11 protein-coding genes are annotated in these 12,905 nt (G+C 48.8%); 5 read left to right on the top strand and 6 right to left on the bottom strand.

The annotated features are described in order from the left end of the window. Positions 1-19: 19 nt before the first annotated feature. The 4 genes from glmM to NIES593_RS04880 all read left to right on the top strand — a co-directional run bounded on the left by glmM (position 20) and on the right by NIES593_RS04880 (position 6,430). The gene (gene glmM / locus NIES593_RS04895; RefSeq protein WP_073598512.1) at positions 20-1,441 is read left to right on the top strand and encodes a phosphoglucosamine mutase; all 1,422 of its coding nucleotides are present in this window, start codon (positions 20-22) and stop codon (positions 1,439-1,441) included. Between the two features lie 63 nt (positions 1,442-1,504). After that, complete coding sequence (locus NIES593_RS04890; RefSeq protein WP_073598511.1) at positions 1,505-3,307, top strand: response regulator; 1,803 nt, start codon at positions 1,505-1,507, stop codon at positions 3,305-3,307. Between the two features lie 92 nt (positions 3,308-3,399). After that, positions 3,400-4,923, top strand: a complete 1,524-nt coding sequence (gene pelF / locus NIES593_RS04885; protein ID WP_073598510.1) for a GT4 family glycosyltransferase PelF — start codon at positions 3,400-3,402, stop codon at positions 4,921-4,923. After that, the gene (locus NIES593_RS04880) at positions 4,886-6,430 is read left to right on the top strand and encodes a hypothetical protein (protein WP_073598509.1); all 1,545 of its coding nucleotides are present in this window, start codon (positions 4,886-4,888) and stop codon (positions 6,428-6,430) included. The genes pelF and NIES593_RS04880 overlap by 38 nt, the downstream gene beginning before the upstream one ends. Before the next feature lie 13 nt (positions 6,431-6,443). Here the strand turns inward: NIES593_RS04880 and NIES593_RS04875 are convergent, their stop codons facing one another. The 3 genes from NIES593_RS04875 to NIES593_RS04865 all read right to left on the bottom strand — a co-directional run bounded on the left by NIES593_RS04875 (position 6,444) and on the right by NIES593_RS04865 (position 7,946). Beyond that, positions 6,444-6,941: a hypothetical protein gene (locus NIES593_RS04875; RefSeq protein WP_073598508.1), complete on the bottom strand. Its 498-nt coding sequence runs from the start codon at positions 6,939-6,941 to the stop codon at positions 6,444-6,446. A gap of 65 nt (positions 6,942-7,006) precedes the next feature. Next, complete coding sequence (msrA, locus tag NIES593_RS04870; protein WP_073598507.1) at positions 7,007-7,483, bottom strand: peptide-methionine (S)-S-oxide reductase MsrA; 477 nt, start codon at positions 7,481-7,483, stop codon at positions 7,007-7,009. Between the two features lie 121 nt (positions 7,484-7,604). Beyond that, positions 7,605-7,946 carry a hypothetical protein gene (locus tag NIES593_RS04865; protein ID WP_073598506.1) on the bottom strand — a complete coding sequence of 114 codons (342 nt, stop codon included), beginning with the start codon at positions 7,944-7,946 and terminating at the stop codon, positions 7,605-7,607. Between the two features lie 99 nt (positions 7,947-8,045). On the opposite strand from NIES593_RS04865, the gene NIES593_RS23925 reads away from it, so the two are divergent. After that, the gene (locus NIES593_RS23925) at positions 8,046-8,192 is read left to right on the top strand and encodes a hypothetical protein (RefSeq protein WP_175561035.1); all 147 of its coding nucleotides are present in this window, start codon (positions 8,046-8,048) and stop codon (positions 8,190-8,192) included. 116 nt (positions 8,193-8,308) lie between these two features. On the opposite strand, the gene chlP is transcribed toward NIES593_RS23925, so the two are convergent. The 3 genes from chlP to NIES593_RS04850 all read right to left on the bottom strand — a co-directional run bounded on the left by chlP (position 8,309) and on the right by NIES593_RS04850 (position 12,896). Then, complete coding sequence (gene chlP / locus NIES593_RS04860; protein ID WP_073598505.1) at positions 8,309-9,526, bottom strand: geranylgeranyl reductase; 1,218 nt, start codon at positions 9,524-9,526, stop codon at positions 8,309-8,311. Between the two features lie 339 nt (positions 9,527-9,865). Continuing rightward, positions 9,866-10,867 carry an ABC transporter ATP-binding protein gene (locus NIES593_RS04855; protein ID WP_073598504.1) on the bottom strand — a complete coding sequence of 334 codons (1,002 nt, stop codon included), beginning with the start codon at positions 10,865-10,867 and terminating at the stop codon, positions 9,866-9,868. 16 nt (positions 10,868-10,883) lie between these two features. Continuing rightward, positions 10,884-12,896: an ABC transporter ATP-binding/substrate-binding protein gene (locus NIES593_RS04850; protein WP_073598503.1), complete on the bottom strand. Its 2,013-nt coding sequence runs from the start codon at positions 12,894-12,896 to the stop codon at positions 10,884-10,886. Positions 12,897-12,905: the final 9 nt, after the last annotated feature.

Below are 12,905 nucleotides of genomic sequence, written 5' to 3'. Positions count from 1 at the left end.
ACTTGGGAGGATTTTCTCGATGGCATCGTCTTTTATGACAACGCAAGACCCAACAGAAACGAGACTGGAGGGCATGTCCTTACCCGCTTCGCCCTTATTTGGCACCGACGGCATTCGCGGCAAGGCGGGCGCACTTTTGACCGCACCGCTGGCATTGCAAATCGGCTTTTGGGCGGGGCAAGTCTTAAAAACCTACCATTCTCAACCGGGAGCGATCGTGGTCGGTCAAGATTCTCGCAATTCCAGCGATATGCTGGCAATGGCGCTTTCGGCTGGTCTAACTTCAGCTGGAATGGAGGTGTGGCATGTGGGGTTGTGTCCCACCCCTGCCGTTGCCTATCTCACCAGTATCTCCCCCGCGATCGCGGGAGTCGCTATCTCGGCAAGCCACAACCCTCCCGAAGACAATGGCATCAAATTTTTTGGGGTGGATGGAACTAAACTATCCGACGAGCTACAAAACCAGATCGAAGCCGGACTGCGAGGGAAGCTCTCAGAATCCGTCTCTGAGTCTTGGGGACGGCAATATTACCGACCGGAGTTATTAGATAAATACTTTCAGTCTTTACAAGCTTCCTTCCCCTGCTGCGAAAGCTTGGCAGGCATGCGGATCGTCCTCGATTTAGCCTGGGGTGCTGCGGTTCATCTCGCCCCAAAACTCTTTGAGGCAATGGGTGCCGAGGTCATCTGTCTCCACGATCGCCCCGATGGCAATCGCATCAATGTTAACTGCGGCGCGACGCATCTGGATTTCTTGCAAGCTGCCGTCGGGCGCACTCAAGCCGATCTCGGTCTGGCTTTCGATGGTGATGCCGATCGCCTGATGGCAGTAGACGAACGAGGACGGGTGGTGAATGGCGATTACATCCTCTATTTATGGGGTCGGGAGCTAATGCAAGCGGGGCGATTGCCCGGAAAAACGACCATCGCGACGGTGATGTCCAATTTGGGTTTTGAGAGGGCTTGGCAACGGTTAGGCGGTCAACTGATCCGAACCGCAGTCGGCGATCGCTACGTCTGGGAAGAAATGCTCCGCCAGGGAGCCATGCTGGGCGGGGAGCAATCGGGACATATCCTCTGTCGGCATTACGGCGTTTCTGGCGACGGCTTGCTGAGTGCCCTACATTTGGCTGCACTGGTGCGGCAGTCGGGAACTTTGCTCGGAGAACTGCGCGATCGCAGCTTCGCTCCCTATCCTCAATTGCTCAAAAACGTCCGCGTCAGCGATCGCGATCGTCGCTTGGATTGGAGAGCTTGCGAACCCCTGCAACAGACAATCCAACAAGCTGAAACGGCGATGGGAGAGGAAGGACGAATTTTGATTCGCGCATCCGGCACCGAACCCGTCATCCGAGTCATGGTAGAAGCCACCGAACTAGAACTCGCCAGCTACTGGTCGGATCGGCTCGTCAGCGCCGTCGAGCAACATTTAGCAGCTTGAAAAATTTATCGCTTAGCTTCCCTAATCCAAACGCTAAAATGCAAAATTCAAAATCACTATAATATGATTCGCATTCTTATAGTAGACGACCAGAAAATGTTTCGAGAGGCGCTCAAAACTCTGTTGGAGTCAGAGCCAGATTTAGAAATCGTCGGCATTGCCAAAGATGGCTACAGCGCGATCGAGCAAGTCAAGACACTGCACCCCGACGTGGTACTCATGGATATGGAAATGCCTAAGCTAGATGGCGTGAGCGCTACCAAAACCATCTGCCAGCGCTTTTCCAGTTGTAAAGTTCTCGTTCTCAGCAACCACGACGACGACGAGTACGTCGCTAAAGCGCTCCATGCCGGGGCGATGGGCTATCTGCTCAAGACTATCCCCGCTCAGGAACTCCGAAAAGCGATTCGGTTTCTTCACAAGGGATATGCTCGCATAAGGCCGGGACTCTACGCCCAAGTAGTTCCGACTTTTAAAGGCATGACTTCTACCATAAAAACTGTCGAGTTAGCCGAGAAACTTTCCTTAGAGCTAGGAGCCACAAGCGCTCCTTCTAATGGCTCTGCTCTCCAGTTACTTGAGAGAGAGAATCGAAGGGCGATCGAACGCAAGGAAAACGAACCGCTCGAACGCCCGAACGTCAAAGAAATTAGCTGGTGGCAAGTGCTTGCCATGCTAATAGTAGGAGTTGGCTTGACGGGAGGAATTTATCTGGTGCGTCAATTCTTCAGACAGCCTTTACCTTCCCTAAACCTATCGCAACAAGCCGCTACCCTTGCCGATACAAAATTTCCTGGAAAAATCAAACCAGCTAGAACTTTCAAGATCGCGGCGACAACTCCTTCAGTGGTAGAAAATATTTACGTTAAGATCGGTCAACCCGTCAAAGCGGGCCAACCCTTATTGGCCGTGCAAAATTTGGAAGCAGAAAATGCGCTCTTACAAAAGCAACAGCAGCTACAAGCGGCGCTACAGCAGCAGCAGATCGCCTTACAACAACAGCAAACCGCTAGAGGGCGTATCTTAGAACTCACCCAAGAAATCGATCGCATCTCTCGAACTGAAATCCCCCTAGCCAGTCAAATCGCTGAGGCAGAATTGCAGGTTTCTCTTGCCCAGAGCCAAGTTGATACCGTTCCTTTACCCCAACGGCAGGACTCGATAGAACGAACCCAGGCAATCTATCAACGCGCTCTCTCCAAAGTCCATCGCTTTACCGAACTCTATCAAGAAGGCGCGATCGCCAAAGATCAACTAGAGCAAGCTCAAGCAGACCTTCAGGTCGCCCGCGCCGATTTTCAGGTAGCACGGGAAGCCGCCCAAGCAACGGCCGCCCTCAAAGCTGCCAGACAAGAAAAATCTCGCTACCAGCTTCGCTCGGCTCTCAACGCGCAGCAGGAAAAACTCAAACAACTGCAACAACAACTCCAAACCGCTCGCTTGGAATATGCTCAAGCAACCGATCGCTTAGAACTGCTGCGAAAACAAACGTCTCAGCTATCTGCCAGTCAAACTCCCCAGACAAGGACTATCGTGAAAGCCACTAGCGACGGCATTGCGATCGAACTGCCAGTCGCCGTCGGAGAGCAAATTTATACGGGCAATCCCTTGATCGGATTGGCGCAATTATCTAACCTAACCGTTGAAGTTCCTGTCAGCGCTCGCCTGATTAACGCCCTCTATCCAGGACAGTCAGCCGCGATCGCAGTTGGAGTCGGCGAAAACACCCAAAAGTTTACAGGCAAGATCGTCTCGATCGATCCCTTACCCGATGGCGAATTAAATCATGCAGTAGAAATACAATTTGCCAATCCCAAGCAAGCTTTGCTAATCGGTCAAGTAGCAACCGTCGAGTTTTTACAGTAAGCAGTTACCAGCTACCAGTGAAAAATAAACTATTGACCGCTCGCGGAATAACTGACTAACTGGTAACAATAACTAATCACTAATCACTGATAATGAAACCTTGCGTGCTATTGACCACAGAGGGCACTTATCCCTTTCATAAAGGAGGGGTGAGTACGTGGTGTCACGTTCTCACCCAGCGAATGCCCGAAGTCGATTTCAAACTCTTTGCCCTTGTCGCCAATCCCTATCTGCCGCTGCGCTACGAGCTATCCTCGAATGTTCGCCAGGTAGTCAAAGTGCCTTTGTGGGGAATCGAAGATCCCGTGGAATACTCTTGGCGCTTTCCCTTTTCCAAGGCGATCGAGAGCAAAACGAAGGCGACAGAACGGACGATTGAGAAGCGGTTTATTCCCCTGTTCGATCGCTTTGTGCAAGCCATTCTCTTTGGCAAGTCGGATATGGAAGCGCTTGGACGCTTGCTTCTATCGATCCACGAATATTTTCTGCGCTACGACTACCACAAGACTATGAAATCGCCTCTGGTGTGGTCGGCTTTTGGGCGATGGGCGCTTGCCGATTGGCAGCAGCAGTACGATCCCAAGCGCCTGACGATCGCCGAACTGACGGAAGTCATGCGCTTGTTGTACCATTTCCTGATTTCTATCCACCTCCCCGTCCCCGAAACGGATATAACTCACTCGTCGGCAGCCGCTTTTTGTGGTTTGCCCTGCGTTATCGCTAAATTGCAGCGGGGTACGCCCTATTTACTGACAGAACACGGGATCAATATCCGCGAGCAATACCTCAACCTCAATCGCAGCATCGATTCTCCTTTTGTCTGCCTGTTTATGTATCGAGTGATGGCGGCAGTGGTAAAACTCAACTATCACTTTGCCGATCGCGTTGCTCCGGTTTGCGCGTACAATTCCCGTTGGGAAAAGTGGTGGGGCGTGCCGGACAAGAAAATTAAGGTCATCTACAACGGAGCCGATCCCGACAAATTTCACCCAACTCCAAGCGTCGAGAAAGAACGCCCGCTCGTGATGAATATGGGCTTGATCTTTCCTCTCAAAGGTCAACTCGATTTGATCGAAGCCGCCGCGATCGTTCGCGATAAAATTCCCAACGTGGAGTTTCGCTTCTACGGGAAAGCCTCCGACGAAGAGTATTTTGCCGAATGTCAGCAACGGGTGCGCGACTACAAGCTAGAGGAAAATATCAATTTTGCCGGGTTTACTAACGAACCCTGGCGCGTTTACAGCGAAGCCGATGTGGTCGCCATGGCAAGTATCTCTGAGGGCTTTCCCTATGCTGCGATCGAGGCGATGCTCTCCGGCGCGACTATTGTTTCTACCGATGTTGGCGGAGTCAGCGAGGCGCTGGGCGATACGGGATTGCTAGTACAAGCTCACCGCCCGCAGGAACTCGCCCAAGCCATTCTCAAGCTACTGGAACTCCCCAAGGAGAAGCGAGAGCAATATGGTCGGCGGGCACGCGATCGCGCTTTGGCGTTGTTTACCGAGAAGCGCTTCCTCGAAGAACATTTGAAAACCTATGGCCAGTTAATCGAGCGTTTGAGGACAGACGAGGAAACCAATGAATTTGCCAGAGAAAAAGTTACAGGAATTGCTTGAGGCAGTCGAGGACATCAATCCCCAACTGGTGGACTATTGGCAGGCGACTGCCATTATTGAATCTTTGGGCTACACCGATCGCGTTATTCAAAAAGAATTTAATTTTCCTGATGCGCTCTGTTTGGGCAAATATATCTACGAGCGCCATAGCCCTTTTCCCTCTCCCAAGCCTTTGCAAGCGCGCCAGCGGTTTTGGAAGCGGGCGATCTCAGAAATCGGGATTTTTATCGATCAGTTCTCTCGCAGCTTTGTCTATGCCATCCCGCTAATTCTAACGTTGCTTTTGGAGTATATCGGACTGGAGGGGAAAGTGCGATCGCTGCCGCTTGGGCTAGCATCTCTGATTACGCTGGCAACGTTGGCGAGTCTATGTACCAGCGGCGGTTTCGTGCAGATGATTAGCCGCCGAGGCGCATTCTACATTGGTTTGGGAGAGCCGTTGCAAGCGCGTCGAGTTTGCCTGCCCATTTTCTACTTAGGTGCTGCCGCAAGCATTCTCTTTTGTTTGGTTGGACTTTGGTTTGGTTTTTATCGCAGTCTCGTCGCCGATGAATATTTGATTTTGGCTGCTATTTACTATTTATTGCTCAGTTTGCTTTGGATGCTGATCGCGATGCTTTCGGTTCTATTTTCTAAAGCCGAGGCTTTCGTTCTGATCGGATTCAGCCTGCTATTTCTTCTATTTCGGGTGCGTTTGGGCATGGACGCGATCGCGGCTCAAATTGCAACGACTTCGATTGCTTTGGCAGCAGTTATTATTTTAGTTGCGATCGCTTTTAACAAGGGAAAACATGCCTGTGATGGCAGTGCTGATGTCAAATTACCCCATTTGAGCGCTCTTATTTATTTACTGGCTCCTTATTTTTTCTACGGAATCGGTTATTTTAGTTTTATTTTTGCCGATCGCTTAATAGCGGGTTGGGCGATCGATCCGGCTTCAGGGTTAATTTTTGCGATTAATTCCGACTATCAAAGAGATATGGATTTAGCGCTGCTTAATTTCCTAATGCTCGTTCCTTGGGTGGAATATTTGAGCTATAAATTTATTCGTTATTGGTACGATCGCGCTAAACGATTAACTCCAATAACAAGCCGCGCTTTTGTCAAGAAATTACGGTATCTCTATGGATTAGCGCTCCTCTTGACAGTGCTGTTTTTTATCTTCTCATTTACATTGGTTGTTGGTGGATTCAAACCCCTTAATTTAGGAGCCAAAGAAACATCACAAACGCTTTTGGGCTGTTTTGGATATTTGTTTTTTGCGATCGGATTGTTCAACGGAATTTTACTGTTTAGTTTGAATCGGGCTAAGGAAGCATTGCAAGCTTTATTGCCCGCTCTTGCACTCAATTTTACCGTTGGTTATCTTTGCGCTAATCTTGTCGATGTCCACAGGGCTGCGATTGGTTTGCTAGTCGGTGCATTTGCTTTTATGATTTTTTCAAGTCATAAAGTTTTGCAAGCCATTAAATTTCCCGACTATGCCTATTATTTAAGCGGATATTAAATAAAATAAGTCATCATACTTGCTTAAACTCTTTTTGCTCGTTTAGAGATTGTGCTGTTTCCTGTTTGGCGAGCTTCCTGCGTTCGAGATAATCTCTATGAAAAATCCATTGCCCATTTTTGATAAATCCCCAATCTCTCACCTTAAAACCTCTGAAAAATAATGTCCAAGCTCCATCCGAACCTTCTGGAATTTCTAACCGATGCAGAGATTGAGGCGAACTGATGCGGAAATGCCCAACACCTCGCCAAAATTTGCCTTCGGGCTTGATTTCCCAGTAGCCACCTTTTAAAATCAGCGTTGCATACCACCAGGGATGATCGTGAAGTTCGTCGGGGTCGCTCAAACAAATTTTGTGCAGCATGATATTGAAGGGAAGATCTCGCGCTTTTTCCTCGTCGGTCAACTTATCTTTAAACAATAGATAGTAACGGTACATATAAGGCTGCACGTTATCTCGGTCGTAAATAATGCGCATGCGACCCAATTTTTCTAGAAGTTTTAGCAACATCGTTAAGATTTTCAATAGAAATTACTTTAAGATTAGCAAGGAATTTTCGAGTAGGTGCATCTCAATCAAACTTCTCTCAACAAACTCTCGCGTTGTCTTTTCTTTGCCAAATACTGCTGATGAGATTCATCAGCTAGATAGTATTCCGTTGCGGGTTGAATTTGGGTGACAATTGCTTTGTCAAAACGACCCGATCGCTGGAGGTTTTGTTTAGAGAGCCTTGCTGCCATTTCTTGTTCGTTATCATAATAAAATATGACAGATCTATACTGCTCGCCTCGGTCGGAACCTTGGCGATTGAGCTGAGTCGGATCGTGAATCGACCAAAATACTTCTAAAAGTTGTTCGTAGCTGACGCGATCGGGGTCATAATCGAGCTGTACGACTTCGGCATGACCGGTTATTCTTGATAAAACATCCAAATAGCTGGGATTGGGAAAGTGTCCTCCCATATAGCCTACTGAGGTAGAAATTACTCCTTCAACGTTCCGAAAAGCTTCCTCAACACCCCAAAAACACCCGGCTCCAAAAGTAGCTTTCATGCCTTTTTCCCGACTCTTGTGTAATTATCGAGCGCTATTTACTCGTGCATTATTCCATCGATTTTTTCGATATGCTTAGGATTATCCAGAATTGTCAAAAATTCTCCTTTATCTTTAAAAATTAGAAGTCAAACAAAGATTCTAACTCGGTACGCATTGCTTCAAAGTTTACAACTTGGGCAACGATAACATTTTCTTGTCCCAAGATTTCTAATTCGCTCCTCCAGTATCGTACCTTGGCTTCGTGCTTAAACCAAAAGTCAACGATTGTCCGAACTACTTCATCCCAATCCCAATTGGGTTTGTAGGGGATGGCTTGAGTCGATTTAATGAAAGCATCGAGGGTACATTGATAGCTTCCCAAATAAGCTTTTCCTCGATGGGGATTTTGTTCGACTCGTTGTTGATGTTCAAAGAATTTTAAAACTGGTACTACTCCAACCAAATCGAAGGAATAGGACATAACGGACTCTGAAAACAATTTATATCAAAACACTTTTCTTGATTCGATCTTAACCAGTTAAATCTAAAAAAACTGTTCTATATCAACTCTTTTTTACAAATGATAGGCTGGTCGGGTCGCGATCGCGCTCCAACAAAAACCAACCACCAAGACAGAAAGACCAATAAATGCCCTTGTATCTTGGTGGCTCAAGTTGTTGAGTTGACCAAAACAATTGCCAATTGGCAATTGGCAATTCGCAATTAATAAATTAGGGAGTACAGGCTCCCACTGAAAGTTTGATTTCACTGGCTCTCAATCAGTGGTGAGTCTAAACTGCCTACTGATTGTATTGCGAATTGATGTGACCGAATACAGTTCTTCTAAGGCGCTAAGGCATTACCCCGCAGAAGGCTGCCAATGGTCTTAGCCGTAATCTTCATCTGAATGAGAGGATTAGCGGGTACTACCGTCTTGTAGAGATAGCTATCAAAAGTCATTTTTTGTACATCCTTATCAGCACACATCTCTACAAACGCCTCGCGGGTGGCATCGGTGCGATAGAAGACTCGTTGCAGGATATCCAGCACGAGATAAGTCATGCCGTACTTCTTATCCCAACGCTTGAGATAAAGCTTGAGGTCGTCTTCGGTGGGAAGGCGCTGTCCGCCGTTGGTGGTTTCTACGATGGTTTCGGCGCACATGCGAGCCGATTTTGCCGCAAAGTAGATCCCTTCGCCAGAAGACTTGGTAACGGTTCCTGCTGCGTCTCCTACGAGGGCAACTCGACCGACGACGCGACGGGGACGGGGATGTTCGGGGATGGGATGTGCTTCTACTTTGATAATTTGTCCGCCTTCTAGTTTACGTGCGGCGCGGGTACGAATCCCCATTTGCAGGTCTTTGATGATTGCCTTGTTGACCTTCATCGTGCCCGTTCCTACGGCAACGTGGTCGTATTTCGGGAAAACCCAAGCATAGAAGTCGGGGGAAACATCGTTACCGACGTACATTTCTGCCAATTCTTCGTAGTAGTTCATTTTGTCTTCTGGCAGGCGAATGCGTTCTTGGAACGCGATCGCGTAGTTATAATCCCCGGCATCGATGGCTTTGGCAATGCGAGAGTTAGCACCATCTGCCCCGATGACGACATCAGCTTTGAGAGTCTTGATGACTCCTTGAGCATCGCCATTTGAATGGTCGGCGTAATGAAGAGTATAAGGGTCTGTATTATTGCTGGGAATATCTAATTGATAAACGGTGCCATTAATCAGGTTTGCGCCCAATTTGGCAGCGCGATCGCGCATAAAACCGTCGAGAACTTCCCGGCGGCACATGCCAATATATTCGTCTTTGTTTTCTAAATTGATATCCACCTCGATATTCGACGGCGAAATCATCTTCATTTTTCTGACGCGCCGATCGATAATTTCTGGCGGTAGATCGAATTCGCTTACCATGCACAGCGGAATCGCACCGCCGCAAGGTTTGGCATTGTCTAGCTTGCGCTCGAATAAATAGGTTTCGATTCCGGCTTTTGCTAGTACTTCGGCAGCCGAAGAGCCAGCCGGACCCGAACCAACAACAGCAACCCTTAACACCAAGGCTTTTCTCCTAATCCGTAAGCAAGTTACGGATTGCATCGTACCACGGACTTCCGCTCTCTACGACCGATTTTGGTCGATTTCGAGCAAAGTTGAAATAGAGCTTAACATCTTTGGTAACAAAGCTTCACAATTGGGAGAGCGATCGCGTGCTTTTCAGATTTGTCACCAGATGTACCTGTAGGGGCAGGTTTTGTCTTCAAGTTACGATCGCCGTTCAGAAGTGTTGGCTAAACCTGCCCCTACTGAGATTTGCCAATCGAGAATTGGCAATCAAAAATCGCGGCAGGTGACTCCTTACCGCGACCCGTTGAAGCTATAGTCTAGACTCCAATCCTACCAACCGATAGGGGTTTCTTGGGGCGTTGGCGTTGACGTTTGTGGCTGTTTGGGAATCAATTGCATCAATCCAAACCCAACTACAGCAACGGCTGCCAGTCCGCCAACAATCGCTGCTGCTTTGAGGGCAGAATTGACTTTTGGTTGCGAGGTTGTATCCGCTTCCGTTGGATCTTCTGAATGGGCGAAGCGGTGATAAAGGAAGTCGAGGGCGTAGTTACGCAGTTCGTAGTAGGCAGGATCTTCGAGGATGCGGGCGCGAACGCGAGGACGGGGGAAGGGAATCTTGAGGATTTCGCCAATCTTAGCAGCAGGACCGTTGGTCATCATGACTAAGCGATCGGCTAAGTATAACGCTTCATCGATGTCGTGGGTAATCATTAACACCGTTAGGCGATGTTCGCGCCAAATTTTAAGCAGTTCGTCTTGCAATTCTTCTTTAGTAATCGCGTCTAATGCCCCAAAGGGTTCGTCTAAAATCAAGATTTGCGGACGAATTGCGAGGGCACGGGCGATCGCGACTCGCTGTTTCATCCCCCCCGACAATTGGGCTGGCTTTTTATTGGCGGCTTCCGTCAATCCCACCATTGCCAAATGTTCCTCGACAATTGCCACTTTCTCGGCTTTGGTTTTGTCGGGATAAGCCCCCTTGACTGCCAGATAAACGTTTTCAAAGGCAGTTTTCCAAGGCAGTAAGGAGTAGTTTTGGAACACCATCATGCGATCGCGACCGGGTTTGGTAATCAGTTTATCCTGTAGCTTTACCTCTCCCGTCGTCGGTTGATTGAATCCAGCCACCATGTTCAGCAGAGTCGATTTTCCGCAACCAGAGTGACCGATAAGGCAGACAAATTCGCCTTCAGAAACGGTCAGATCGACCCCTTCCAAGACTGGATAAGGACCGTTAGGCGTGGGATAAACCTTGGAAACTCCATTAATCGAGAGCAAAGTTTTATTTTCTCGAACTGACTTTTGTTCGGTATTGGTAATAGCTTGCATTTTTAGTTATCAATCGTTACTGCTGTGCTGCTATAGTTTCATCGATGAGAATTTCCGAGATGCGGAACTCCCGTCGAATATCAAAACGTTCGACATAACTGACCGGATCGTCTGGATCGAACACCATGCCATCAAATAACGCAAAGCTATGGCGATCGGGTTCGATATCGGGCAAGCCCAACTGACGACAGGCTTCGCCAAAGAGATCGGGACGGCGTACCCTCTCTAGAATTTCGATCCAGTTTCTGGGGAAAGGCGCATATCCCCAACGGGCAAGTTGGGTGAGAATCCACAATCCCTCTACCCGTCCGGGACAGTTGGTTTGGTCTACATGGAACTGATTGAAACGCAAGATCCGTTCTGGGGGTGCCCCTGTGCCGCGATCGTAGGGATCGAGGAAGCCGGGACGAGTGTATTCTGGTAAGGAGCCGACGTATTGCGGCTGACAGAGTAAGTCGAGGATTTCTTCCCGATGGCGGCGATCGTCGCAGTATTCGCAAGCTTTCAGTAAGGCTTTGACAAGGGCGATATGGGTTTCGGGATATTTTGCTACCCAGTCTTCCCGTACTCCTAACACTTTCTCTGGGTGACTCGCCCAAATGTCTAAGTCGGTGGCGATGACGTAGCCGAGTCCTTCATAAACGGCGCGGGAGTTCCAAGGTTCCCCGACGCAGTAGCCGTCGATATTTCCGGCTTTGAGGTTGGCGACCATTTGCGGGGGCGCGATGACGGTTAGGCTGACATCGCGATCGGGATCGATACCGCCAGAAGCGAGCCAGTAACGCAAAAGCAAATTGTGCATCGACGATGGGTGAACCATTCCGAAGGTATGCACTCGATCGGAATTGTTGGCTAGGGCAGCTTTCAAATCCCGTAAAGTCTCGACTCCCCACTGCTGGAACTGTTTGCTTAGAGTGATGGCATTGCCGTTGCGGCTGAGTACCAACGCGGTAATGATGGGAACAGACGGTTTGCCTCCCGCACCGATGGTCATGCTCAAAGGCATTCCGGCGACCATCTGCGCTGCATCTAAACGTCCCGTTGCCACGCCTTGCGCGATCGCTTTCCAACTCGGTTCGCGACTGAGGTTAACTTCTTCTAAGCCTTCTTCTTTAAAGAAACCTTTTTCTTGGGCAACGATGAGCGGTATGCAATCGGTTAGAGGAATAAAGCCGATTTCGAGGTTAATTTTTTCTAAGCCATGACGAGCGATCGCAACTTTCTTATGGGGAACTTGTCCGACTTTTTTGGCGCGTTTCTGCTGGTTGAGGAAGTAGACGATCTCGTTGCGCATCGCATAGTAGCTGGGATGGTTGACCACTTCCAGACGATGGCGGGGACGAGGAATCGGTACGTCGAGAATCTGTCCGATATGTGCCTCTGGACCAGTGGTGAGCATCACCACGCGATCCGAGAGCAATAGTGCTTCGTCTACATCGTGCGTCACCATAATCGTCGTGACGTGGTTCTCTTCGACAATTTGCATCAATCGCTCTTGCAAATTGCCTCTGGTCAGCGCGTCTAACGCCCCAAACGGTTCGTCTAGTAGCAACACTTTGGGACGGATTGCTAGGGCGCGGGCGATCGCGACCCGCTGTTTCATTCCCCCAGATAGTTCTCCCGGACGCTTGTTGGCTGCGTGCCTCAGACCGACCAGATCGATGTTATGCTCGATGATGCCTCGCCGTTCCCCTTTGGGCAAATTGCCCAGAACTCGATTGACTGCCAGGGCGATATTTTGGCGTACTGTCAGCCAGGGTAAGAGGGAGTAGTTTTGAAAGACAACCATGCGATCGGGACCCGGTTCTCGCACTTCCCGACCTTCAAGAACTACTCCTCCCGCCGTCGATCTATCTAATCCGGCAATGATATTGAGTAAAGTAGATTTTCCGCAACCGGAGTGTCCGATTAGAGAAATAAATTCTCCCTTTTTGATTTTTAGATCGATATTTTTCAGGGCGATATAACTGTCGCCATTTGGCAGGGGAAAGATTTTATCAACGCGATCGATTTCGATAAAAGAAGACATTATTCAATA

The sequence above is a fragment of the Hydrococcus rivularis NIES-593 genome (genome assembly GCF_001904635.1).
Taxonomy (GTDB): Bacteria; Cyanobacteriota; Cyanobacteriia; order Cyanobacteriales; family Microcystaceae; genus Hydrococcus; species Hydrococcus rivularis.
The sequence above is the reverse complement of the archived record's forward strand: the minus strand, read 5'-3'. Positions and strand labels throughout refer to the sequence as shown.

Bases quoted from the DNA above. Each gene is read 5' to 3' on its own strand.
- glmM (WP_073598512.1), top strand. From the start codon at position 20: ATGGCATCGTCTTTTATGACAACGCAAGACCCAACAGAAACGAGACTG.
- NIES593_RS04890 (WP_073598511.1), top strand. From the start codon at position 1,505: ATGATTCGCATTCTTATAGTAGACGACCAGAAAATGTTTCGAGAGGCG.
- pelF (WP_073598510.1), top strand. From the start codon at position 3,400: ATGAAACCTTGCGTGCTATTGACCACAGAGGGCACTTATCCCTTTCAT.
- NIES593_RS04880 (WP_073598509.1), top strand. From the start codon at position 4,886: ATGAATTTGCCAGAGAAAAAGTTACAGGAATTGCTTGAGGCAGTCGAG.
- NIES593_RS04875 (WP_073598508.1), bottom strand. From the start codon at position 6,941: ATGTTGCTAAAACTTCTAGAAAAATTGGGTCGCATGCGCATTATTTAC.
- msrA (WP_073598507.1), bottom strand. From the start codon at position 7,483: ATGAAAGCTACTTTTGGAGCCGGGTGTTTTTGGGGTGTTGAGGAAGCT.
- NIES593_RS04865 (WP_073598506.1), bottom strand. From the start codon at position 7,946: ATGTCCTATTCCTTCGATTTGGTTGGAGTAGTACCAGTTTTAAAATTC.
- NIES593_RS23925 (WP_175561035.1), top strand. From the start codon at position 8,046: ATGATAGGCTGGTCGGGTCGCGATCGCGCTCCAACAAAAACCAACCAC.
- NIES593_RS04855 (WP_073598504.1), bottom strand. From the start codon at position 10,867: ATGCAAGCTATTACCAATACCGAACAAAAGTCAGTTCGAGAAAATAAA.
- NIES593_RS04850 (WP_073598503.1), bottom strand. From the start codon at position 12,896: ATGTCTTCTTTTATCGAAATCGATCGCGTTGATAAAATCTTTCCCCTG.